We start from the raw sequence: 23,587 nt of genomic DNA on the forward strand, positions 1-23,587 counted from the left end.
GAACCCACCGCAGAAGCACAACGACGGCAGCGGCCCTGGCCCCCCTGCTCCCCCTATTGATCACTTTCGCCCCAGCCCTGACGACCCTGGGTTCCTAGCCGGTTCCTCATGGGCCAGCGCCGTAAGCACTCATCGCCCCACCAAATAACAAAAGTTTTGTTAACGTGACCCTCATGGCCACGCCTACCAGCTCCGGATCCGACTCCAATCACGAACCCGAACCTGAACCCGACCCCGCCCCCGGTGAAGGCCCCGTCCGACCGGTCTCCGTGTCCCTGCACGAGGGCACCATCGCCGCACTGAAAGCACGGACCGGCAAGCGCGGCATGTCCGCCTACGTCGAAGCCCTCATCCAGCGCCAACTCGAACGCGACCGGCTGCGCGAGCTCATCGAGGCCGCGGAGACCGAGCACGGGCCGGTGGACCAAGCAGCCGTCGAGGCGAAGCGGGCGCTCCTGCGCGGTGCCGCCGCCGACTCGGACGCCGCGTGAGCGGCACCCTCGTACTGGACTGCGAGGGCCTGTCGAAACTCGTACGCCGCACACCCGAACTCATCGAGTGGCTGGCCGCCGCCGAAGCCGAGGACATCCGCGTGGTCACCAGCTCGGTGACGCTCGTCGAGGCCCGTGACCCCAGGACCCACCAGGCCCGCTACGACTACGCGGTCTCGCGCGTCAACATTGTCCCGCCCACCGAAGCCGTCGCCCGTCACGCGAGCAGACTCCTCGCCGCGGCCGGTCTGCACGGCCACAAGTACGCCCTGGATGCCCTCGTGGCAGCCACGGCACTCGCCTCACCGGCCCCGGTCACCGTCCTGACCTCGGACCCGGAAGACCTGGTCATGCTGTGCGGTCCCGGCGTACAGGTGATCAAAATCTGATCACCGGGCCGAGCGCAGCTGACGCCGTACCAGGCAAAGCAAAAACCCCAGGTCACGGCGAGTGAGTCCTGGGGCTTCTACGGAGCCGCCTTCGGGATTCGAACCCGAGACCTACGCATTACGAGTGCGTTGCTCTGGCCATCTGAGCTAAGGCGGCGCGCTGCCTGAACCATGGTGCGGTCGGCAACGTCAGCAAGTCTACACAGTTTCCGGGGGTGCTCCGTACCGGCCCCGGGGCGGCGCAGGGGGTACCTCCGGTGGGCCCCAGCCCGCCCCGGCGGTCCGCCGGGGCGGGCCTTCCAGCAGAGCCGCTAGCAGCGTTTTCCGTTCTTCGGCGGGGTGCCCTCCAGCAGGTAGCGGTTGATCGCCGAGTCGATGCACGCGCTGCCGCGCCCGTACGCCGTGTGGCCGTCGCCGTCGTACGTGAGGAGCGTCCCGGCGGAGAGCTGGGACGCGAGCGCCCGCGCCCAGGCGTAGGGCGTCGCCGGATCCCGCGTCGTGCCGACCACGACGATCGGCGCCGACCCCTTCGCCGCGATGCTGCGCGGCTCACCCGTCGGCTTCACCGGCCAGTAGGCGCAGCTCAGGGAGGCCCACGCGAGGCCCTCGCCGAAGACCGGGGAGGCCTTCTCGAAGTCGGGGACGCCCTTCTCCACCTCCTCCGGGGAGGAGAAGGCGGGCGGCAGGTCCAGGCAGTTGACGGCCGCGTTGGCGGACATCAGGTTCGCGTACCGGCCGTCCGCGCCCCGCTCGTAGTAGCTGTCGGACAGGACGAGCAGACCCGCGCCGTCCTTCTCCTTCATCGCCGCGGTGAGCGCCTCGCGCAGCATCGGCCAGGCCCCCTCGTCGTACATCGCGGCGATGACGCCCGTCGTGGCCAGCGCCTCGCCCAGCCTGCGGCCGTCCGCGTCCCCCGTGTCCAGGGGGGTGGCGTCCAGCTGCCGGAAGAACGCCTTGAGGTTCTTCCCGACCTGCTCGGGCGGCGTACCCGCTCCGCCCAGCGGGCAGTCCGACCGGCGCACGCAGTCCTTCGCGAACGACCGGAAGGCCGTCTCGAAGCCGGCCGTCTGGTCCTGGTTCATCTTCCGCGCGGGCAGGGACGGGTCCATCGCGCCGTCGAGGACCAGCCGTCCGACGCGCTCCGGGAACAGGCCCGCGTAGGTCGCCCCGAGAAACGTGCCGTATGAGGCGCCCACGTACGTCAGCTTCTCGTCGCCCAGCGCGGCCCGCACGACGTCCATGTCACGGGCCGCCTCGACCGTGGACACATGGCGCAGCACCTTCGCCGAACGCCGCCCGCAGGCCTCCGCGAACCCCTTGTAGGCGTCGGCCAGCGCCGTCTTCTCCCGTGCGTCGTCCGGGGTCGTGTCCGTCTGCGTGTACGCGTCCATCCGGCGCCCGTTGAGGCATTCGACGGGCTCGCTGCGGGCGACGCCCCGCGGGTCCACCGCCACCATGTCGTACCGGGCCCGCACCTCCGCCGGGTAGCCGATCCCGGCGTACGACTGGAGGTAGTCCACCGCCGAACCGCCCGGCCCGCCCGGGTTGACCAGCAGCGAACCGAGCCGCTCGCCCGGCCCCGTGGCCTTCTTGCGGGCGACGGCCAGCCGGATGTCGCCCGCGGCCGGATCGGCGTAGTCGAGCGGGGCCTTCAGCGTGGCGCACTGGAAGCCTTCGACCCCGCAGTCCCGCCAGTCCGGCCGCTGCCCGTAGTACGCGGACAGCTCGGACGGGGTGGCCGCGGGCAGCGCGCGCAGCACCGCCGCCCCGGCGGGGCTCGCGGCGCTCGTCGAGTGCCCCGTGGAGCAGGCGGAGACGAGGAGTCCGGCCGCGGCGATCAGGGTGCCGTACGCGCGGAGGGATCGGTGGGCCCGCAATGACCTGGGCCGGCGCCTGGTGTGCATCGAACGAGCGTAACGCTACGCGATGAGATGACCGCGCAGAGTCGCGATCACGCCCCGTACGAGTGACCCCGTCAAAGCCCGGTCCGCCTGCATCACCCGGTCCGTCCGCGTCACCCGATCCGCCGACGTCGTTCAGTCCGCCTGCGTCGCCCGGGCCGTCGCCTCACCCCGCCCGCAGCGCCATCGTCATCGCCTCCACCGCAAGCAGCGGCGCCACGTTCCGGTCCAGGGCCTCGCGGCAGGCGGCGATCGCCTCGATCCGGCGCAGGGTGGCCTCGGGCGACGAGGCACGCGCCAGCCGGTCCAGGGTGTCCCGCGCTTCCGTGTTGGAAAGGGCCAGCGCCGTGCCGAACTGCAGCGCGAGCACGTCCCGGTAGAAAGCCGTGAGGTCGGTCAGGGCCAGGTCGAGGCTGTCGCGCTGGGTACGCGTCCGGCGGCGCTTCTGCTTGTCCTCCAGCTCCTTCATCACGCCCGCGGTGCCGCGCGGCATCCGGCCGCCCTGCCCCGCGCCGAGGGCCGCCTTCATGTCCTCGGTCTCCTTGACGTCGGTCTCCTCGGCGACCTGCTTGGCGTCCTCGGAGGCCGCGTCGATCAGCTCCTGCGCCGCCCTGAGGCAGCCGCCCACGTCCTCGACCCGCAGCGGCAGCTTGAGGACGGCGGCGCGGCGCGCGCGGGCCCGCTCGTCCGTGGCGAGGCGGCGGGCCCGCCCGATGTGCCCCTGCGTGGCGCGGGCCACGGCGGCCGCGACCTCCGGTTCGATGCCGTCGCGGCGTACGAGGACGTCGGCGACCGCCGCCACCGGGGGCGTGCGGAGCGTGAGGTGGCGGCACCGGGAGCGGATCGTCGGCAGCACGTCCTCCAGGGAGGGCGCGCACAGGAGCCAGACGGTACGGGGGGCCGGTTCCTCGACGGCCTTCAGCAGGACGTTGCCCGCGCCCTCGGTGAGACGGTCGGCGTCCTCCAGGACGATGACCTGCCAGCGGCCGACCGCCGGGGACAGCTGGGCGCGGCGGACCAGGTCGCGGGTCTCCTTCACACCGATGGAGAGCAGGTCGGTGCGGATGATCTGCACGTCCGCGTGCGTGCCGATCAGGCTCGTGTGGCAGCCGTCGCAGAAGCCGCAGCCCGGGGTCCCGCCGAGGGCGCGGTCGGGGCTCGTGCACTGCAGGGCCGCCGCGAAGGCGCGGGCCGCGGTGGAACGGCCCGAACCCGGCGGCCCGGTGAAGAGCCAGGCATGCGTCATCTTCGAGGCCTCGGGCGACGGCGCGCCGGTCTCGACGGCGGTGACCTGGGCGTCGGCGTCCCGCGCGGCGGCCGCGAGCTGCTCGCTCACCTTCTCCTGGCCCACCAGGTCGTCCCATACGGTCATGGGATGCCGCCCTTCCCTCGCACCTGCGCCCTGTCCCCTGCCGCCCCCATTGTGCGGGAGGGGACTGACAACGGGATCCGCGGCACCCGGCCGTGAGGGCCCGCCGTGAGAGTTCGCCGTGAGGACCCGCCACCGGTGACGCCGATGGCGCCGGTGGCACCGTCAGCGGCGCCGGCGCCCGCGCCCCTCGTCCCGCCCGTCGTCCTCGCGCGGGCCCAGCAGCTCGTCGGCCAGCGTCGGCAGGTCGTCCAGCGGGGTCTCCTCCGCCCAGTCCGAACGGGGGCGCCGCCGGGGGCGGCCGTCCTCGTCGAGCTGCGGCAGCTCACGGGTGCCGCCGTCGGAGGCCCCGGACCGCGGGCGCTCCTGCGGCCGGTCGCCGGGCTCCTCCTTGCGGAAGTACTCCGGGGGCACCCGGTCCTCGGGCCGGCTCTCCTGCCGGCCGCCACGGTCGTCCCGTACCGGAGGCAGAACCGCCGTCTCGTCCACGGCGGGCTCCGGACGCACCGGAGGCAGTACCGCGGTCTCGTCGACGGCACCCTGCGGGGCCTGCCGCGTCTGTGCGGCGTGCGGAGGAACCTGCGGCAGCACGGCCGTCTCGTCGGCCGGACCGACCGGCGCCTCCGAAGGCACCACCAGGGGCGTCTGCACCGTGCGCTCATTGTCGGAGCCACCGGAACCGCCGGAACCACTGGAACCGCCGGATCGGTCGGCAGCGGCGGGGCCACCGGCACCGGCGGTACCGGCAGGACCGGTGCCACCGACGGGACCCGCGGGACCCTCCACAGGCTCAGCCCTCACGGGTGCCGCCGAAGCCGACGCCTCGGTGGCCGCCGCCGCAGTGGCCGCCGCCGCGGCAGCCGCCTCGGCCGCCCTGCGCGCCGCCTCCGCCCGGACCAGCGCCTCCTCCGCCTTGCGCTGCTTCTCCAGGCGCCGCTCCTCGGTCTCCGCCCGCAGCCGCGCCTCCTCCTCGGCCTGCTTGCGCCGGCGCTCCTCCTCGGCCGCGCGGGCCTTCTCCTCCGCGAGCTGCCGTACCCGCTCCTGCTCGGCACGCACGCGTGCGGCCTCGGCACGCTGGCGAGCCTCCTCGGCCTGCCGCTCGGCCTCGCGCCGCTGCGCCTCCTCCAGTTCGAGCCGCTTGCGCTCCTCCTCCTCGGCGCGCAGCCGGGCGAGCTGCTCCTGGCGCTCGCGCTCCAGCCGCTCCTCCTCGGCCTTGCGGGCGGCCTCCTCCTCGGCCTTGCGGCGGGCCTCCTCCTCGGCGGCCTTGCGCGCCTCCTCCTTGGCCTTGATCTCGGCCTCGGAGAGCGGCAGCACCACGTCGAGCCGGTGGCGGATCACGGTCGTGACGGCCTCGGGCTCCTGCGCGGCGTCCACGACCAGGTACCGGCCGGGGTCGGCGGCGGCCAGGGTCAGGAAACCGGACCGCACGCGCGCGTGGAACTCGGCGGGCTCCGACTCCAGCCGGTCCGGCGCCTCCGTGAACCGCTCGCGCGCGGTCTCCGGCGCCACGTCCAGCAGGACGGTCAGGTGCGGTACGAGCCCGTGCGTCGCCCAGCGGTTGATGCGGGAGACCTCGGTCGGGGACAGGTCGCGGCCGGCCCCCTGGTAGGCCACGGAGGAGTCGATGTACCGGTCGGAGATGACGACCGCGCCCCGTTCCAGCGCGGGCCGCACCACGGTGTCCACGTGCTCCGCGCGGTCGGCGGCGTACAGCAACGCCTCCGCGCGGTGCGAGAGCCCGGCGGAGGAGACGTCGAGCAGGATCGAGCGCAGCCGCTTGCCCACGGGGGTGGCGCCCGGCTCGCGCGTGACCACGACCTCGTGGCCCTTGGCGCGGATCCACTCCGCGAGCGCCTCGGCCTGGGTGGACTTGCCGGCCCCGTCGCCGCCCTCGAGGGCGATGAAGAACCCGGCGTCGGTGGGCGCCTGGACCGGGTCGTCGCCGCCGCGCAGCGCGTCCCGCAGGTCGTGCCGCAGGGGCACCCCGGAGCGGTCGTCGGCCTTGGCGAGGACCAGTGCGGCGACCGGCAGCAGCAGCGCGCCGACGAGCATCAGCGTGAAGGCGGCACCGCCGTGCGCGAACACGAACTTGCCGTTCTCCAGGCGGTGCGGGCCGATGGCGGCCGCCACCAGCGGCGCCACCAGGACGCCCAGGGCCACCAGGACCCGTACGACCGCGTGCAGGTGTTCCGTGGTGCGCGCGCGGCGGTAGTCCTCGGCCTCCTGGTCGAGGAGCGCGTGCCCGGTGTTGGCGGCGACGCCCGCGCCGGTGCCGGCCAGGCCGACGATCAGCAGCACGGTGGTGACGTCCGGGACGAGCCCGGCGGCCAGGAGCGCGATCCCGGTGAAGGCGATCGCCAGGGACAGCAGCCGGCGGCGCGACAGGGAGGGCAGCAGCTTCGGGGCGGTGCGGATGCCGATCACGACACCGCCGGTCAGCGTGAGCACCAGCAGCCCGTACGTCACCGGGCCGCCGCCCAGGTCCTTGGCGTGCAGCACGGCCACGGAAGCCGCGGCCGCGACCGCCCCGGCGACCGAGGCGCAGGCGAGCACCAGGAGCGGGATCGCGCCCGTACGGCCCTTGTCGATGCCCGTGCCCGTCCTGGGACGGCGCAGCCCTTCGAGGGGCGACCGCGCGCGCGGGGTGCGGGTACCGGGCAGTTCCAGGAGGGCGAGGACCGACAGGGACGCGGCGAACAGGCCCGCGGAGACGTACGAGGCGAGCGCGGCCTGGTGCCGGGCGAACCACTCGACCCCGGCGCCCAGCAGGTTGTTCAGGAGTCCGGCGCCGACGAGCGTCGCCGCCGCGAGGGGCAGGGCGACGAATCCCGTACGCAGGGTCAGGCGCCGCAGCGCGTCCATGTGGTCCGGCAGCGGCCGTACCGTCGCGCCCTCCAGCGGGGGCGCGGGCAGCAGCGCGGGCGCCGCGCTCTCGCGGCACACCGTCCAGAAGCGCTCGGCGACCCCGGTCACGAAGGCCGTCACCAGGAGCACGGCCAGCGCGTTCTCGGGGGTCCAGTCGATCCACAGGGGCGCGATGATCAGCAGCACGACCCGTACGCCGTCCGCGCCGACCATCGTCCAGCGGCGGTCGAGCGGACCGTCCTGCGAGGTCAGGGAGGTGAGCGGACCCAGGAGCACCGCGCCGAAGAGGAGCGTGGCGAGGATGCGCGTCCCGAAGACCGCCGCGACGGCCAGCGCGACTCCGCGGTAGCCGCCGCCGAAGGACCCGTCGGCCACCGCCGCCTGCAGGGCGAGGAGGACCAGGACGAGCAGCGCGAGGGCGTCGCCGACGCCTCCCACGAGCTGCGCGCTCCACAGGCGCCGCAGGTTCGGTACCCGCAGCAGCGCCCGGACGGCGCGCTCCCGTGAATCTGCGACCAGGGCGTCGTCGGGGGCCGGCTGGGGGGCCGTTGGCTGCTCGGCTCGCATCATCCGGCCAGCCTATCCGCAGGGGTCCGGTACCCGAAGAGGGCCCCGAACATGCGAACGCCCTCGACACCATGTGGTGCCGGGGCGTTCGTCCGGCGACCCGGAGGTGACCGGAAGTGAAGGATCCGGTGCCGGCCGGCGACGGAACGCGACCGGCCCCCGGCCCTCAGTCCCCAGCCATCGGCCTCCGGCCCTCAGACCTGGGCCGTCGGTCTCCGGCCCTCAGTCCTCGGCCGTCGCCTTGACGGCGGCCGTCTTCTTCGCGGCCGTCTTCTTGGCGGTGGTGGTCTTCGCGGCCGTCTTGGTGGCGGCGGTCTTCTTCGCCGCCGTCTTCTTCGCGGGCGCCTTCTTGGCCGGGGCCTTCTTGGCGGCCGCCTTCTTCGCCGTCTTCTTGGCCGGGCCCTTCGCCCGCTTCTCCGCGAGCAGCTCGTAGCCCCGCTCCGGGGTGATCTCCTCGACGCTGTCGCCGGAGCGCAGGGTGGCGTTGGTCTCGCCGTCGGTGACGTACGGCCCGAAGCGGCCGTCCTTGACGACGACCGGCCGCTCGCTGACCGGGTCGGTGCCCAGCTCCTTCAGCGGCGGCTTGGCGGCGGCGCGGCCGCGCTGCTTGGGCTGCGCGTAGATCGCGAGGGCCTCGTCGAGGGTGATCGTGAAGAGCTGGTCCTCGCTGGTCAGCGAGCGCGAGTCGGTGCCCTTCTTCAGATACGGGCCGTAGCGGCCGTTCTGCGCGGTGATCTCCACGCCCTCGGCGTCCGTGCCCACGACGCGCGGCAGCGACATCAGCTTGAGCGCGTCCGCGAGCGTCACCGTGTCCAGCGACATCGACTTGAAGAGCGAGGCCGTACGCGGCTTCACGGCGTTCTTGCCGGTCTTCGGCGTGCCCTCCGGGAGCACCTCGGTGACGTACGGGCCGTAACGGCCGTCCCTGGCGATGATCTGGTGGCCCGACTCGGGGTCGGCGCCCAGCTCGAAGTCGCCGCTCGGCTTGGCGAGCAGCTCCTCGGCGAGCTCGACGGTCAGCTCGTCCGGGGCCAGGTCCTCGGGCACGTCGGCGCGCTGGTGGTTCTCGGAGTCCTTCTCGCCGCGCTCGACGTAGGGGCCGTAGCGGCCGACGCGCAGCATGATGCCGTCGCCCACGGGGAACGACGACACCTCACGGGCGTCGATGGCGCCGAGGTCGGTGACGAGCTCCTTGAGACCGCCGAGGTGGTCCCCGTCGCCGTTGCCGGCCTCGGCGGCGCCGGTGGCCTCGCCCTCGCCGAAGTAGAAGCGCCGCAGCCACGGGACGGACCGGGCCTCGCCGCGCGCGATGCGGTCGAGGTCGTCCTCCATCTTGGCCGTGAAGTCGTAGTCGACGAGCCGCCCGAAGTGCTTCTCCAGGAGGTTGACCACGGCGAAGGACAGGAAGGAGGGCACCAGGGCCGTCCCCTTCTTGAACACGTAGCCGCGGTCGAGGATCGTCCCGATGATCGACGCGTACGTCGACGGGCGGCCGATCTCGCGCTCCTCCAGCTCCTTGACCAGGCTGGCCTCGGTGTAGCGGGCCGGGGGCTTGGTCGCGTGGCCGTCGACCGAGATCTCCTCGGCGGACAGCGGGTCGCCCTCGGCGACCTGCGGGAGGCGGCGCTCGCGGTCGTCCAGCTCGGCGTTCGGGTCGTCCGCGCCCTCGACGTACGCCTTCAGGAAGCCGTGGAAGGTGATCGTCTTGCCGGACGCGCTGAACTCGGCGTCCCGGCCGTCGGAGGAGGTGCCGGCGATCTTCACGGTGACGGAGTCGCCGACCGCGTCCTTCATCTGGGAGGCGACGGTCCGCTTCCAGATCAGCTCGTACAGCTTGAACTGGTCACCGGTCAGACCCGTCTCGGCCGGGGTGCGGAAACGGTCCCCCGAGGGGCGGATCGCCTCGTGCGCCTCCTGCGCGTTCTTGACCTTCCCGGCGTACGTGCGCGGCCTGTCCGGCAGGTAGCTCGCGCCGTACAGCTGCGTGACCTGCGCCCGGGCCGCGGCGACCGCGGTGTCCGAGAGGATCGTGGAGTCCGTACGCATGTAGGTGATGAAGCCGTTCTCGTACAGCTTCTGGGCCACCTGCATGGTGGCCTTCGCGCCGAAGCCGAGCTTGCGGCTGGCCTCCTGCTGGAGCGTGGTCGTGCGGAACGGCGCGTACGGCGAGCGCCGGTACGGCTTCGACTCGACGGACCGTACGGAGAAGGCCGTGTCCGCCAGGGCGGCGGCCAGCGCGCGGGCGTTCGCCTCGTCCAGGTGGAGCGTGTTCGCGCTCTTGAGCTGTCCGAGCGAGTCGAAGTCGCGGCCCTGGGCGACGCGCTTGCCGTCGACCGCGCTCAGCCGGGCGACGAGGCTGGACGGGTCGCTGCGGTCGCCGGCGCGGCCGGTGCCGAAGGTGCCGGTGAGGTCCCAGTACTCGGCGGAGCGGAAGGCGATGCGCTCGCGCTCCCGCTCGACGACGAGGCGGGTCGCCACCGACTGGACGCGGCCCGCCGACAGGCGCGGCATGACCTTCTTCCACAGGACCGGCGAGACCTCGTAGCCGTAGAGGCGGTCGAGGATGCGGCGGGTCTCCTGGGCGTCGACCATGCGCTGGTTGAGCTCGCGCGGGTTGGCGACGGCGCTGCGGATCGCGTCCTTGGTGATCTCGTGGAAGACCATCCGGTGGACGGGGACCTTGGGCTTGAGGACCTCCAGGAGGTGCCACGCGATGGCCTCGCCCTCGCGGTCCTCATCGGTGGCGAGGAAGAGCTCGTCGGAATCCTTCAGCAGGTCCTTGAGCTTCTTGACCTGCGCCCTCTTGTCAGCGTTGACCACGTAGACCGGCTGGAAGTCGTTCTCGACGTCCACACCGAGCCGGCGCACCTCACCGGTGTACTTCTCGGGCACCTCCGCGGCACCGTTGGGGAGGTCGCGGATGTGCCCGACACTCGCTTCGACGACGTATCCGGGGCCGAGATAGCCCTTGATCGTCTTCGCCTTGGCAGGCGACTCGACGATGACGAGTCGGCGGCCGCCGTGTGCGGTCTCGCTGGTCGGGGACAACTTCGCTCTTCTCTCCGGTCGACGCAGGGGGTCTCGCCCCAGGCCTTGAACCCGGGGGTCGGGTCATGCTGACGCTGCGGAGTGTGACGGTACCTCCCGCCCCCCTGTCAAACGGGAAAAGCCCGCAACGGCCACTCGAACGGTAACCCGACTCCCGCCATTCCTGCCGCCCGGAGTGCCGACCTGCCGTTTCCGGGACATCCGGAGCGCAGCCTCTCAATTACTGCGCAAGGTGGATCCGGCACGTCCGGATCCTGCCCGCGCCGCCCGGGCAGCGGCGGTTCACGGACAGCGCGGGGACCGGTTTCCGGACAGCCGGACCAGGCCTGCGCGCGGGCGGCGGACGGCGCTCAGACGCGAGTGAAACACCACACGGCGAGGACGACGGCGACCGCTCCGGCGAGGCCCGCGGCCGTCGCGGAGGTGAGGGGGTTCACTCCGTGGGCGACGGGGGCGCGCTGCCTCAGCCGGACCGCGGTCCACAGCAGCAGCCCGCTTCCGAACAGGGCGAACACCGCCCCCGTGAAGATCGCCGGTCCGCTCTCCATGGCTCGCCCCTCCGCCGTCGTGTGCCCCGGTCCGGGACGCTGGCAGCTCCGGGAGACCGGGGCCCCAACCCCGGGTGAACGGGAGGCGGCCGCCGTCGTGCACCCCGGTGCGGAACGGCTCACACCGCGCTGGCCGCCCACCGAGGACCGGCCACCGCGTTCCCCGGGACCGGCCATCGCGTTTCCCAGGACCGGCCGCCGGCTTCGCATGGACCGGCCTCCGGCTTGGCGCGGACGGGCATCCGGCCTGGCGCGGACCAGCCTCCGGCTTCGCGCGGACCGCCCGTCGCGTCCTCGCGGAGCCGGCCGCGCCCGCGAGTGGAGTCCGTCACGCCGCGCCGGGGGCCGGTATCTTTCCGCTCGTCTGCGTGTTGTCGGCGCGGCCCACGGTGCAGATCACCTTGGTGAGTCCCTCTTTCCAGTTGCCCTCGTCGTCCACCCAGCCGAAGACGACACGCTCCGAATCGGGCGCCCAGGTCGACTCGAACTTGTTGCCGCAGAGCTTGGCCGCGTTGGCGGAGCCCTTCTTGTAGTTCATGTCGTCCGGGGCCGGGACGACTCCTATCACCTGGTCGGTGTGCAGGTCCGCGCAGTCGGTCAGCGCGGCCTCGGAGTTCTCCCCCGCGTCCTTGTAGACCCAGCAGTCGCCGATGCTTATCTGGCTGAACGACAGCTTCGTCCCGTCGTCCCGGAAGCGCCCCACCTCGCCCCCGATGGGGACATGCCGGCCCAGTACGAGGCATGCCGTACCGCCGTCGGCCGCCTCGAACCCCCGCTTCGTCGGCAGCACGGCGTAGACGTCCGCGTCGGGCAGCGCCCCGGCGATGGGCCCGCCCTGCCGCTCGCAGCGCCCGGCCCCCGCGGTCCGGGCGTCGGCGTAGTCGGCCGCCGTGTCCACGGACACCACCTGTCCGTCCGGGAAGTCCTCCGTGCAGTTCACGACGCCGAGGTTCGGCACCGACTTGAAGGCCGCCCCCGACCAGACCGCCTTGACGCAGTCCCCGGCCTGCAGCGGCTTCTTGAGACCCACCTGCTGTCCGTACGGGAGCGCCGGCCCCTTCGGCTCGCCGGAGGGACCCTCGTCGTCCCCGGACGCCTTCTTCCGGCCGCTGTCCGTCTCCTTGTCGTCGCCGCTCAGCGCGACGACCGCCCACGCGCCGCCGCCGACCGCCAGCACCAGCGCCACGACGAGGCCGACGACCGCCGCCGTGGGCAGCCTGCGGCGCCGTCCGCCGCCTGCGCCGCCACCGGTCCCTCCACCACCACCGGCCCCGCCGCTTCCCCCGTACGGCGGGGAGGGTTCGTTCGCGTACGGGTTCCACGGCTCGTACGGGCCCCGCGGGCCTTGCGGGCTCTGGAGGTTCTGCGGTGCGAAGGCGCCCGGGGTGTGCGGCGTCTGCGGAGTGCCGTGGCTCTGAGGGGTGCCGTGGCTCTGGGGGGTGTGCGGCGGGGGCCCATCCCCGGCGCCGGCCCGAAGACCCCGCCCGGTGGGCCCTGCAGCACCCGCTCCAGCCCCCGCGCCACCGCCTCGGGCGAGAACCTGCGCACCGGGTCCTTCACCAGCAGGCCGTGCAGCACCGGTGCCAGTTCGCCCGCCCGCTGCGGCGGTGTGGGCTCCTCGCTCAGCAGGGCCGTCAGCGTCGCGTACTCCCCGTGCCGGTCGAACGGGCCGCGCCCCTCGACCGTCGCGTACAGCGTGGCGCCGAGGGAGAACATGTCGGCGGCCGGTGTCGGCGGCTCGCCGCGGGCCCGCTCCGGCGCGAGGTAGCCCGGTGTGCCGAGGATCCCGGCGGTGGCGGTGAGCCGGGGCTCGTAGGACTCCGGCTGCAGCGCGATGCCGTAGTCGGTGAGCAGCACGCGCGCGTACGGATCGCCCGAGGCGTCCGGGGCCAGCAGGATGTTGGCGGGTTTCACGTCGCGGTGCAGGATGCCGATCCGGTGCCCGGCGGTGAGGGCGTCGAGCACGCCGAGCCCGATCCGGGCCGTCTGCGCGGGGGTCAGCGGCCCCGACCGCCGTACGACGCTCTGCAGGTCGACCGCGTCCGGGACGAACTCCATGACGATCCAGGGCAGCCCCTCGTACATCAGCACGTCGTGCACGGTGGCCACATGGGGGTGGCCGCGCAGCCGCGCCGCGTTCCGCGCCTCGCTGCGGGCCCGGGCGATGCGCTCCTGGCTCCTCGGGTCCGTCCGGTCGGGGGAGTCCCCGCCCGCGGACCCGGCCGCCTCCCCCGGCGGATCGGGCAGGTTGATCTCCTTCATGGAGACCTCGCAGGCCAGCTCCTCGTCGTACGCGAGCCAGACCCGGCCCATGCCGCCCGCGCCCAGCGTGCGCAGCAGCCGGTACCGCCCGTTGATCAGCCGGCCTTCGCCCCGACCCGGCGTGTCCCCCGACATACGGCCTCCCCCGAGACAGCGCGCCTCCCCCGAGGACGCGTCAGTTCTGTCTCTCGAAGGTAGCTTCGCACGCACCACTGACAGGAGCCCTTTTGCGGACCAATCGCGCCAGAACCGGCACATCGCCCCCATCGGCGTGACGGCGCACCAGCCGTGCCGCCCCCGGTCCCGTCACCGGCGGCGGGTTCGCGCCACCGGTCGGCGCGGTTCCTCGGCGCACCGGTTCTCGGCACGGGTCCTCAGCGCACCGGTTCGATGAAGCCCTGCTCGACCAGGAGCCGGATCTGGGCCGGCGTGCGGTCGCGCAGCAGCACCGGGTCCTCGCCGACCAGTTGGGCGATGGCGTCCAGGATGCGTCCGGCGCTCAGCGTGCCGTCGCAGACGCCCGCGAAGCCCGCGCCGACCGTGTCCACCTTCGTGGCCCGCCGCATCCCGCGGTTCTGGCGCAGCACGACGTGCTCGGGGTCCTCGGCGCCGGGCAGCCCGACCTGCTCCTGCACGATCTCGCCGGCGAGCCTGAAGTGCCCGGCGAGCAGGGCGGCGTCGTCGTGCGTGCGCAGGTGGTCCACCCGCTCGAAGTGCGCGCGCACGGTGTCGCCGAGCGGCTGCTCGACGGGGTGCGGCCACTCCTCGACGACGACCGAGGGCAGTTCCGCGTCGGACCTGCGCAAGGTGATCCAGCCGAAGCCGACGGCCTTCACCTTGCGCGCCTCGAACTCGTCCAGCCAGGCGTCGTACCGCGCCTGGTACTCCACGGGGTCGGCGTGGTGGTCGCCCGCGTCGCGCAGCCACAGTTCGGCGTACTGCGTGACGTCCTGGACCTCGCGCTGCACGATCCACGCGTCGCAGCCGCGCGGCACCCAGGAGCGCAGCCGGTCCTGCCAGTCCTCGCCCTCCACGTGCTGCCAGTTGGCCAGGAACTGCGCGTATCCCCCCTCGTTCAGCCGGTCGCCCGCCTGCTGGACGAGCGTGCGGCACAGGTCGTCCCCGCCCATGCCGCCGTCGCGGTAGGTGAGCCGGGCGCCGGGGGAGATCACGAAGGGCGGGTTGGAGACGATGAGGTCGAACTTCTGGTCGGCCACCGGTTCGAAGAGGGAGCCCTCGCGCAGGTCGGCCGCCGGGGCCCCGGACAGGGCGAGGGTGAGCTCGGTGATGCGCAGCGCGCGGGGGTTGAGGTCGGTGGCGCTCACGCGCGTGGCGTGCTGCGCGGCGTGCAGTGCCTGGATCCCGGAGCCGGTGCCGAGGTCGAGCGCGGAGGCGACGGGGGTGCGCACGGTGATGCCGGCGAGCGTGGTGGACGCGCCGCCCACGCCGAGTACGACACCTTCGTCACGGCTGCCGATGCCGCCGGCCCCGCCGACGGCGCAGCCCAGGTCCGAGACGATGAACCAGTCCTCGCCGTCCGGTCCGCCGTACGGCCGTACGTCGACCACCGCCGCGACCTCGTCCCCGCCGACGCGGGTCAGCCAGCCGCCCTCCAGGCAGTCCTCCACCGGCAGGACGTCCGCCACGCGCGCGCGGGGCACGGGCTGCTGCAGCAGGAACAGCCGTACGAGCGCCTCCAGCGGCGAGTCGCCGCGGGTGGCCCGGAGCGCGGGCACGGTCTCGCTGCGGGCCAGCGCCGCGTACGCGGGGGCGCCGAGGAGGTCGAGCAGCCCGTCGGCGCTGAAGGAGGCGCCCAGGAGGGCGTCCCGCAGCCGTGCGGTGACGTCGGTGCGGTCGGACGAGGGCAGCGGTGCCAGGCTGGTGTGACTCACCCGCCCATTGTGACGCGCGCCGGCCGGGCGCACCGCCGCCACTCGGCGCCGGGGGTCAGCTCTTCGCGGCCGGGGACGACGCGGACGCGCTCTTGCAGCTCTCCTGCTCGGCCATCGCCTTGCCCACGTCGCCCTCCTCCAGCTTGGCGAGGGCGTCGTTGCCGCTCTGGCTCAGCTTGTCGAGCTGGGTGGCGATCCCCTTGAGGCCGTCGGCGAACTTCGCCTGGTCCTTGGTGTCGAGGTCGTCGACCTGCTTCTTGAGGTCTCCGTACGACGAGGAGATGGTGTTGAGCTCCTTGACGGCGTCCGTCTTCTTCTTCTCGCCGCCCTCCACGTCCGGCGCCCCGGCCTTGTCCACGGCGGCGCCGATCGCCTTGTAGGCGTCGGACATGTCCTGGAAGGCCTGCGCGTCGGTCTTCTGGACCTCCGCCGGGGTGCTGTTGTCCGAGGTCTGCTTCTGGATGGCGGTGTTGGCGGCCGCGATCTTCTTCGCCTGCGGCTGCACCGCGTCACAGACCTGCTGCGCCCAGGAGTTCAGCTTGTCGTCGTTGTCGTCACTGCTGCATCCCGACAGCGCCAGTACCAGTACCGCACCGCCGGACAGCGCGGCCGCGAGCTTCTTGTTCACCGGATTGGTCCCTTCCATGGCTCTCGGCCCCGGAACATACACGCCAAGTGGGTGGTACCACCGTGACGAACATCCGTTTGGCCGTTATTGGGGCCATTTGCACCAAGCATGAGAAGGCTCACGAACCGTTCACGATCGGGGCACGTGTGAACGGCGGGGCGGCGGCGGAACCGGGCCGGACAGTGGTCCGCAGGCTACGAAACCACCGCGGGATCCGCCGGCTTGGCGACCCGCTCGTTGTTCTCCTCGTCGCCGACGGCGATGCCGCGCCGCTTGGAGACGTACACCGCGCCGATGATGACGGCCAGTGAGAGCACCGCGATGAGGACGCGCATGCCCACGCTCTTGTCCTCGCCGTAGCTGAACTTGACCACCGCCGGCGCGATGAGCAGCGCCACCAGGTTCATCACCTTCAGCAGCGGGTTGATCGCGGGTCCGGCGGTGTCCTTGAAGGGGTCGCCGATCGTGTCGCCGATCACCGTCGCGGCATGGGCCTCGCTGCCCTTGCCGCCGTGGTGGCCGTCCTCGACGAGCTTCTTGGCGTTGTCCCAGGCGCCTCCGGAGTTGGCGAGGAAGACCGCCATCAGCGTGCCGGTGCCGATGGCGCCCGCGAGGAAGGCACCGAGCGCGCCGACCCCGAGCGTGAACCCGATCGCGATCGGCGTCAGTACGGCGAGCAGTCCCGGTGTGGTCAGCTCGCGCAGCGCGTCCTTCGTACAGATGTCGACGACGCGCCCGTACTCGGGCTTCTCGCTGTAGTCCATGATCCCGGGGCGCTCGCGGAACTGCCGCCGCACCTCGTAGACCACGGCCCCGGCCGACCGCGACACCGCGTTGATCGCCAGCCCCGAGAAGAGGAAGACGACCGCGGCGCCCGCGATGAGCCCGACCAGGTTGTTGGGCTGCGAGATGTCCATCATCAGGTTCATCGGGGCACCCTCGCCCGAGACCTTCTGCCCCACGTCGTTCGCGGCCGTGAGGATGGCGTCCCGGTACGAGCCGAAGAGCGCCGACGCCGCCAGGACCGCGGTGGCGATGGCGATGCCCTTGGTGATGGCCTTGGTGGTGTTGCCGACGGCGTCCAGGTCGGTGAGCACCTGCGCGCCCGCGCCCTCGACGTCGCCGGACATCTCGGCGATGCCCTGCGCGTTGTCGGAGACCGGCCCGAAGGTGTCCATGGCGACGATGACGCCGACGGTGGTGAGCAGGCCCGTTCCGGCGAGGGCCACCGCGAACAGGGCCAGCATGATCGACGTACCGCCGAGCAGGAACGCCCCGTAGACGCCGAGGCCGATCAGCAGGGCGGTGTAGACGGCCGATTCGAGACCGATCGAGATACCGGCGAGGACGACGGTGGCCGGGCCGGTGAGCGAGGTCTTGCCGATGTCCTTCACCGGGCGGCGGGTGGTCTCGGTGAAGTAGCCGGTCAGCTGCTGGATCAGCGCGGCCAGCACGATGCCGATGGCGACCGCGAGGAGCGCGAGGATCCGCGGGTCGCCGGACTTTCCGAGGATCGCCTCGTCCGTGACGCCGTCCAGGTCGGCGTACGTGGACGGCAGGTAGACGAAGACGGCCACGGCCACCAGCGCCAGCGAGATCACCGCGGAGATGAAGAAGCCGCGGTTGATGGCGCTCATCCCGCTGCGGTCCGCACGGCGCGGCGCGACCGCGAAGATGCCGATCATCGCGGTGACCACCCCGATGGCGGGCACGATCAGCGGGAAGGCGAGCCCGGAGTCGCCGAACGCCGCCTTGCCGAGGATCAGCGCGGCGACGAGCGTGACGGCGTAGGACTCGAACAGGTCCGCGGCCATGCCCGCGCAGTCGCCGACGTTGTCGCCCACGTTGTCGGCGATGGTCGCGGCGTTGCGCGGGTCGTCCTCGGGGATGCCCTGCTCGACCTTGCCGACCAGGTCGGCGCCGACGTCGGCGGCCTTGGTGAAGATGCCGCCGCCGACACGCATGAACATGGCGATCAGTGCGGCGCCGAGGCCGAATCCCTCCAGGACCTTCGGCGCGTCGGCCGCGTACACGAGCACCACGCAGGAGGCGCCCAGCAGACCGAGCCCCACCGTGAACATGCCGACGACGCCGCCCGTACGAAAAGCGATCTTCATGGCTTTGTGCGAGACGGCGGTGAGATCCTTTTCGGGCTCACCTTCCGCCGGAGTCGCTTCCCGTGCCGCGGCGGCCACGCGGACATTGCTGCGTACGGCGAGCCACATGCCGATATATCCGGTGGTCGCCGAGAATGCCGCGCCGATCAAGAAGAAGACCGATCGGCCGGCACGCTGATTCCAGTCGTCCGCGGGCAGCAGCATGAGCAGGAAGAACACCACGACCGCGAATACCCCGAGGGTGCGCATCTGACGTCCCAGGTAGGCGTTCGCGCCCTCCTGGATCGCCACCGCGATCTTCTTCATGCTGTCGGTCCCCTCGCCGGCCGCGAGCACCTGGCGGACCAGGACACCGGCGACGGCAAGCGCCGCAAGGGCGACGACCGCGATGATCACTACGATGAGACGGTTGTCGTCCGTGAGTACCGCGGCCGCGAGGGTAGTGGGCTGATCAAACTGATGAGGGGTAGAAAGCCCCGCCATTCGTCCTCCTTGACGCTTGGACCGAGCTCAAGATGTGGACGGATTGTAGGTACCGGAACCTGATCAAAACAGTGCGCGGTAAGCGGAATTGGCCTTCGCATGCCCTTCAGCAAATGATCCGCGCTTCAGCGCGTACCCCAAAAGCGGTAACGCCTCAAAACCATTGACGGCAGGTCCATTGCCGTACGGCTCGGCGTAAAGCTGATCTTATTGCTGATCGCCGTCCGGATAGTGAATTCATTCACGAAAGAGTCGTGGCCTGATCCGGGAGGGACGAGGAGCCCGCCGGGCGGCTCCGGGGGCTCCCGGGGGGGCGGCATGCGAAAGGGCCCTGCCGAGAGCAGGGCCCTTTCGCACACGGATTCAGGCAGTACCGAGAGGGGTGGATCAGGGGACGAGCACGGCCGGCGGCGTGGTGGGCCAGCTCATCCTGATCAGTCCGCCGTTCTCACCGGCGGTCACTTCCACGTCGTCGACGAGGCCGCTGATGACCGCGAGGCCCATTTCGTCCTCCTCGGTCTCGGTGTCCCCMCCGTCGGCTCCGCCGTGGCTGCCCGGTGACGCGTCACCGGGAACCGCGTGCGGGGCCTCGTCGCCGACCTCGATGGAGAAGAGCTTCTCCTCCTCGATCAGCGAGACCCGCACCGGAGCCGAGATCCCGGCACTCTGGTGCAGGCCGACGGCCCTGGTGCAGGCCTCGCCGACGGCGAGCCTGACCTCGTCGAGGACGGCCTCGTCCACTCCGGCCCTGCGCGCCACCGCTGCCGCCACCAGTCGGGCGGTCCTGACGTGCTCGGGCAGCGCGCTGAAGCGGAGTTCAACGGTGGCCATGCATCCCCCTCGGAACTACGGGCGTGCGGTCGGGGGGTCGGGTCGCCGAGACCCGACCCCCCTCCATTGACTTCTGCCACCCGGACCGGGGCCCGGGATCCGCCTGTCGGCGACCGTCCGGACCGTCGGGAACGGGCCGGACGACAACCGGTCAGTCGGTGGCCGCCACCGCTTCCTCGACCGAGGTGTGGATCGGGAACACCTTGGTGAGACCGGTGATGCGGAAGATCTTCAGAATGCGCTCCTGGTTGCAGACCAGCCGGAGCGACCCCTCATGGGCACGCACCCGCTTCAGGCCACCCACCAGCACGCCGAGACCGGTGGAGTCGAGGAAGTCCACGCCCTCCATGTCGACGACAAGATGGAAACTGCCGTCGTTCACCAGCTCGACCAGCTGTTCGCGCAACTTGGGCGCGGTATATACATCGATTTCGCCACCGACCTCGACGACCGTACGATCGCCGACGGTACGGGTCGACAGGGACAGGTCCACGGATCCTCCAGCACCTTGCTATCGAGCGGTCATCCCAAGGGACACCTCGGCGGAGCCCCCGGGACGGTTCGCCAGCCGCGATGGCATTCAATCACTTACCGGCAGGCGTGCACGACGCCTTGGCTCCATTGTCCGTCACGCCAGTGACACACTCGATGCCGATGGCCAATAATCTCCGACCCGATCGAACCTCGAAGGACACCACGTCCCGCCCCTCGCCGGGCGAGATCCTGGACCGGCTCGCGTCTTCGCCGAGCCGGGCTTCGCGCATCACTCATACGGAGCACTTGCCCCCACGTGCGGGTCGTCATGCCGTGTGGCCCGACCGGATCCGCGCGGAAGTCGTCGCGGCGGTGCAGTCCGCCGGTGTCGAGCATCCCTGGGCCCACCAGGCACTGGCCGCCGAGCACGCCCTGGACGGCGCATCGGTGATCGTCTCCACCGGCACCGCCTCCGGCAAGTCCCTGGCGTACCTGGTCCCCGTCCTGTCGGCGCTCCTCGACGGGTCCGAGGCGCCGAACGGCCGCGGCGCGACCGCCCTCTACCTCGCCCCGACCAAGGCCCTCGCCGCGGACCAGCTCCGGTCCGTGAAGAAACTCTCACAGCCCCTGGGCCATGCCGTCCGCCCGGCGGTCTACGACGGGGACACCCCGGTCGAGGAACGCGAATGGGTACGTCAGTACGCCAACTACGTCCTCACCAACCCCGACATGCTGCACCGCGGCATACTCCCCTCCCACCCCCGATGGGCCTCCTTCCTGCGCGCCCTGCGCTATGTCGTCATCGACGAGAGCCACACCTACCGGGGCGTCTTCGGGTCGCACGTCGCCCAGGTCCTGCGCCGGCTGCGCCGCCTCTGCGCCCGCTACGGCTCCTCCCCCGTCTTCCTCCTGGCCTCGGCCACCGCCGCCGAGCCCTCGGTCGCCGCCTCCCGCCTCACCGGCCTGTCCGTGGTGGAGGTCGCCGACGACGCCTCCCCCCGCGGGGAACTGGTGTTCGCCCTGTGGGAGCCGCCCCTCACCGACCTGCACGGCGAAAGGGGCGCGCCCGTCCGCCGGACCGCCACCGCCGAGACCGCGGACCTCCTCACCGACCTGACCGTGCAGGGGGTCCGCTCGGTCGCCTTCGTACGGTCCCGCCGCGGGGCCGAGCTGATCTCGGTGATCGCCCAGGAACGGCTCGCCGAGGTCGACCGCTCCCTGGCCCGCCGCGTGGCCGCCTACCGCGGCGGCTACCTCCCCGAGGAACGCCGCGCCCTCGAAGGCGCCCTGCACTCCGGGGAACTCCTCGGCCTCGCCGCCACCACCGCCCTGGAACTCGGCATCGACGTCTCCGGCCTGGACGCCGTCGTCATCTGCGGCTACCCGGGCACCCGCGCGTCCGTGTGGCAGCAGGCGGGCCGCGCCGGCCGGGCGGGACAAGGGGCGCTGGCGGTGCTGGTCGCCCGCGACGACCCGCTGGACACCTTCCTCGTCCATCACCCCGAAGCCCTGTTCGACCAACCGGTGGAGTCCACCGTCCTCGATCCGGACAACCCGTACGTCCTCGCGCCCCACCTGTGCGCCGCCGCGGCCGAGCTCCCGCTCACCGAGGAGGACTTCGCCCTCTTCGGCCCGGCCACCGCCGACCTGATGCCGCAGCTGGAGGCCGCGAAGCTGCTGCGCCGCCGCACGAAGGCCTGGCACTGGACGCGCCGGGAACGGGCCGCCGACCTCACCGACATCCGCGGCGGAGGCGGCAGCCCGGTGCAGATCGTGGAGGCCGGCTCCGGCCGGCTGCTGGGCACGGTCGACGCCGCGGCCGCCCACACCACCGTCCACGAGGGCGCCGTCCACCTCCACCAGGGCCGTACGTACCTGGTGAAGGAGCTGGACCTGGACGACTCGGTCGCCCTGGTCGAGGAGGCGAATCCGCCGTACTCGACGGTCGCCCGCGACACCACGGCCATCTCCGTCCTGGAGACGGACACCGAGATCCCCTGGGGCGAGGGCCGGCTGTGCTACGGCTCCGTCGAAGTCACCAACCAGGTCGTCTCCTTCCTCCGTCGTCGTCTCATCACCGGCGAGGTGCTCGGCGAGACGAAACTCGATCTGCCTCCCCGCACGCTCCGCACCCGCGCCGTGTGGTGGACGGTCACCGAGGACCAGCTCGACGCCGCCCGCGTGAACCCGGAGATCCTCGGCGGCGCCCTGCACGCCGCCGAGCACGCGTCCATCGGCATGCTGCCGCTCTTCGCCACCTGCGACCGCTGGGACATCGGCGGGGTCTCCGTCCCGCTGCACCCGGACACTCTGCTGCCCACCGTCTTCGTGTACGACGGCCACCCCGGCGGCGCGGGCTTCGCGGAGCGCGCCTTCCACACCGCCCGCGAGTGGCTCACCGCCACCCGTCAGGCCATCGCCTCCTGCGAGTGCGACGCCGGGTGCCCGTCCTGCATCCAGTCCCCCAAGTGCGGCAACGGCAACGACCCGTTGCACAAGCGGGGCGCCGTACGCCTGCTGACGGTGCTCCTGCGGGGAGCCCCGGAGACGCGTTAGCCACCACCGGTCCCACCAGGGGCGCGCGCCGATCCGGAGCCCGTCGGCTTGGGCCCTGCCGTCTCGGAGCTAGCAGACTCGGAATCCGCCGACCGGGAGAAGGACGTGGTCGCCGGGCCCGCCCGTGACCGCACCTCGGCCGTCAACGGGCCCCGTCCCGCCGCGACCGTCACGTCGGAGACGTCACCGTCGACGGAACACCGCACCACCCGTGTGTCCTGGGCCCGTGCCACCCGGTCCGCCCGAGCGCACGCCCGCGTCCTCCCGTCCGTCCAGTGGTCGGCCGCCGCGAGAGCCGCCAGGTCCGCCGCGCCACCGGCCCGGTGACGGATCACCACCGCCTGCCCCATCACGAGCACCGCACCGAAGACCACGCACAGCACCGCGATCGCACCCACGGTCCAGACGGTCGCCGACCCTCTGTCCGCAGCCGGCCCGGATCGCTGCCTCCGCACCGGGTCCCCTACCGCTCCCCTCGCCCTCACCGGACCGCTCCCACCGTCTCCTCGGCCAGGGCGGTGGCCTCCTGTGTGAGGTCGAGGGCCAGCGCGTCCGGTCCCGGCGTGTCGGCCCGGACCCGTACGTGCACCAGGTCGCCCTCACGCCGGACGGAGACCCGGGCACCGCTCGGTGCCGCCTGCCGGGCGGTCTCCACGACCGTGGCGGGCGGTTCCTGCCGGGCCGCCGCGCGCGCACCCGCCCGGGCCGCGTCCACGCACTGGATCAGCGCGGCAGCGGCCAGCAGCGCCCAGACCAGCGCCATCGTGAACGCGACCAGCACGGGCAGCACGACAGCCGCCTCCGCCGTCACGAAGCCGCGGTCCCCGGCCGCCCCGGTCGCCGGAACAGCCGCCTCCGCCTCAGAACGGTCCATGGAGCGCCCGTCCCACGATGTCCTGCAACTCCCCGCGGACCTGGCCGCTGGTCAGCACCTCGTACAGCAGCGCGGCGAACCCCACTGCCGCGATCAGCCCCATCGCGTACTCGGAGGTCACCATCCCGGCTTCCCTCCGCGCACGGATCCCGGCGCTCACGGCCCTCATCCGCGCCCGCCGCCCCCGTACCCGTTCGCCCCTGACCTGCTCCACCTTGCTCATCCGAACCCCCGTGCCCTTCTCTGCTCTTCTGTTCCGCCGACCTTGTTCAGCCGTGTTCATCTGTCATGT

At 72.3% G+C, this 23,587-nt stretch carries 16 protein-coding genes, 1 tRNA gene and 1 pseudogene; 3 read left to right on the forward strand and 15 right to left on the reverse strand.

Annotation, left to right across the window (positions count from 1 at the left end; genetic code table 11):
* Nucleotides 1–173: 173 nt before the first annotated feature.
* Together FGF04_RS17560 and FGF04_RS17565 are read left to right on the forward strand one after the other, a co-directional pair.
* Nucleotides 174–491 (forward strand): hypothetical protein, encoded by a 318-nt coding sequence (locus tag FGF04_RS17560; RefSeq protein ID WP_188114112.1) that lies wholly within the window; start codon nucleotides 174–176, stop codon nucleotides 489–491.
* Nucleotides 488–880 (forward strand): type II toxin-antitoxin system VapC family toxin, encoded by a 393-nt coding sequence (locus FGF04_RS17565; protein ID WP_149512186.1) that lies wholly within the window; start codon nucleotides 488–490, stop codon nucleotides 878–880. Before FGF04_RS17560 ends, FGF04_RS17565 begins: the two co-directional genes overlap by 4 nt.
* 83 nt (nucleotides 881–963) lie before the next feature.
* Here FGF04_RS17565 and FGF04_RS17570 read toward each other — a convergent pair.
* The 12 genes and pseudogenes from FGF04_RS17570 to bldG all read right to left on the reverse strand — a co-directional run bounded on the left by FGF04_RS17570 (nucleotide 964) and on the right by bldG (nucleotide 19,884).
* A tRNA-Thr gene (locus FGF04_RS17570) sits at nucleotides 964–1,037 on the reverse strand.
* Between the two features lie 154 nt (nucleotides 1,038–1,191).
* The gene (locus FGF04_RS17575) at nucleotides 1,192–2,784 is read right to left on the reverse strand and encodes an alpha/beta hydrolase (RefSeq protein WP_149512187.1); all 1,593 of its coding nucleotides are present in this window, start codon (nucleotides 2,782–2,784) and stop codon (nucleotides 1,192–1,194) included.
* A 163-nt stretch (nucleotides 2,785–2,947) separates the two neighbouring features.
* A complete protein-coding gene (locus FGF04_RS17580; RefSeq protein WP_149512188.1) occupies nucleotides 2,948–4,153 on the reverse strand; it encodes a DNA polymerase III subunit delta' in 1,206 nt (401 codons plus the stop codon).
* A 162-nt stretch (nucleotides 4,154–4,315) separates the two neighbouring features.
* Entirely contained in the window at nucleotides 4,316–7,585 is a 3,270-nt protein-coding gene (tmk, locus tag FGF04_RS17585) for a dTMP kinase (protein ID WP_149512189.1), read from the reverse strand.
* Between the two features lie 219 nt (nucleotides 7,586–7,804).
* Nucleotides 7,805–10,630 carry a type I DNA topoisomerase gene (gene topA, locus FGF04_RS17590; RefSeq protein ID WP_149512190.1) on the reverse strand — a complete coding sequence of 942 codons (2,826 nt, stop codon included), beginning with the start codon at nucleotides 10,628–10,630 and terminating at the stop codon, nucleotides 7,805–7,807.
* Between the two features lie 350 nt (nucleotides 10,631–10,980).
* Nucleotides 10,981–11,178 (reverse strand): hypothetical protein, encoded by a 198-nt coding sequence (locus FGF04_RS17595; RefSeq protein WP_149512191.1) that lies wholly within the window; start codon nucleotides 11,176–11,178, stop codon nucleotides 10,981–10,983.
* Nucleotides 11,179–11,506: 328 nt separating this feature from the next.
* Nucleotides 11,507–13,575, reverse strand: a pseudogene (locus FGF04_RS17600) (serine/threonine-protein kinase).
* Between the two features lie 239 nt (nucleotides 13,576–13,814).
* Nucleotides 13,815–15,332: a DUF7059 domain-containing protein gene (locus FGF04_RS17605; RefSeq protein WP_149512192.1), complete on the reverse strand. Its 1,518-nt coding sequence runs from the start codon at nucleotides 15,330–15,332 to the stop codon at nucleotides 13,815–13,817.
* 55 nt (nucleotides 15,333–15,387) lie between these two features.
* A complete protein-coding gene (locus FGF04_RS17610) occupies nucleotides 15,388–15,978 on the reverse strand; it encodes a small secreted protein (protein WP_149512193.1) in 591 nt (196 codons plus the stop codon).
* 176 nt (nucleotides 15,979–16,154) lie between these two features.
* Nucleotides 16,155–18,560 (reverse strand): sodium-translocating pyrophosphatase, encoded by a 2,406-nt coding sequence (locus tag FGF04_RS17615; protein WP_149512194.1) that lies wholly within the window; start codon nucleotides 18,558–18,560, stop codon nucleotides 16,155–16,157.
* A gap of 387 nt (nucleotides 18,561–18,947) precedes the next feature.
* Nucleotides 18,948–19,391, reverse strand: a complete 444-nt coding sequence (locus FGF04_RS17620) for an ATP-binding protein (protein ID WP_149512195.1) — start codon at nucleotides 19,389–19,391, stop codon at nucleotides 18,948–18,950.
* A gap of 151 nt (nucleotides 19,392–19,542) precedes the next feature.
* Nucleotides 19,543–19,884 (reverse strand): anti-sigma factor antagonist BldG, encoded by a 342-nt coding sequence (bldG, locus tag FGF04_RS17625; RefSeq protein WP_003975386.1) that lies wholly within the window; start codon nucleotides 19,882–19,884, stop codon nucleotides 19,543–19,545.
* An 80-nt stretch (nucleotides 19,885–19,964) separates the two neighbouring features.
* Between bldG and FGF04_RS17630 the strand changes: the two genes are divergently transcribed.
* The gene (locus FGF04_RS17630) at nucleotides 19,965–22,421 is read left to right on the forward strand and encodes a DEAD/DEAH box helicase (RefSeq protein WP_188114113.1); all 2,457 of its coding nucleotides are present in this window, start codon (nucleotides 19,965–19,967) and stop codon (nucleotides 22,419–22,421) included.
* Here the strand turns inward: FGF04_RS17630 and FGF04_RS17635 are convergent.
* Genes FGF04_RS17635 through FGF04_RS17645 form a run of 3 tightly spaced genes read right to left on the reverse strand, consistent with a single transcriptional unit; the run spans nucleotide 22,418 to nucleotide 23,419 of the window.
* A complete protein-coding gene (locus tag FGF04_RS17635) occupies nucleotides 22,418–22,906 on the reverse strand; it encodes an Rv3654c family TadE-like protein (RefSeq protein ID WP_408055630.1) in 489 nt (162 codons plus the stop codon). The two genes, FGF04_RS17630 and FGF04_RS17635, sit on opposite strands and share 4 nt — an antisense overlap.
* Nucleotides 22,903–23,295: a TadE family type IV pilus minor pilin gene (locus tag FGF04_RS17640; protein ID WP_149512198.1), complete on the reverse strand. Its 393-nt coding sequence runs from the start codon at nucleotides 23,293–23,295 to the stop codon at nucleotides 22,903–22,905. The genes FGF04_RS17635 and FGF04_RS17640 overlap by 4 nt, the downstream gene beginning before the upstream one ends.
* Nucleotides 23,282–23,419 carry a DUF4244 domain-containing protein gene (locus FGF04_RS17645; RefSeq protein WP_408055631.1) on the reverse strand — a complete coding sequence of 46 codons (138 nt, stop codon included), beginning with the start codon at nucleotides 23,417–23,419 and terminating at the stop codon, nucleotides 23,282–23,284. The genes FGF04_RS17640 and FGF04_RS17645 overlap by 14 nt, the downstream gene beginning before the upstream one ends.
* Nucleotides 23,420–23,587 lie beyond the last annotated feature (168 nt).

Source organism: Streptomyces apricus (assembly GCF_008369065.1).
In the GTDB taxonomy this organism is placed as follows: Bacteria; Actinomycetota; Actinomycetes; order Streptomycetales; family Streptomycetaceae; genus Streptomyces; species Streptomyces apricus.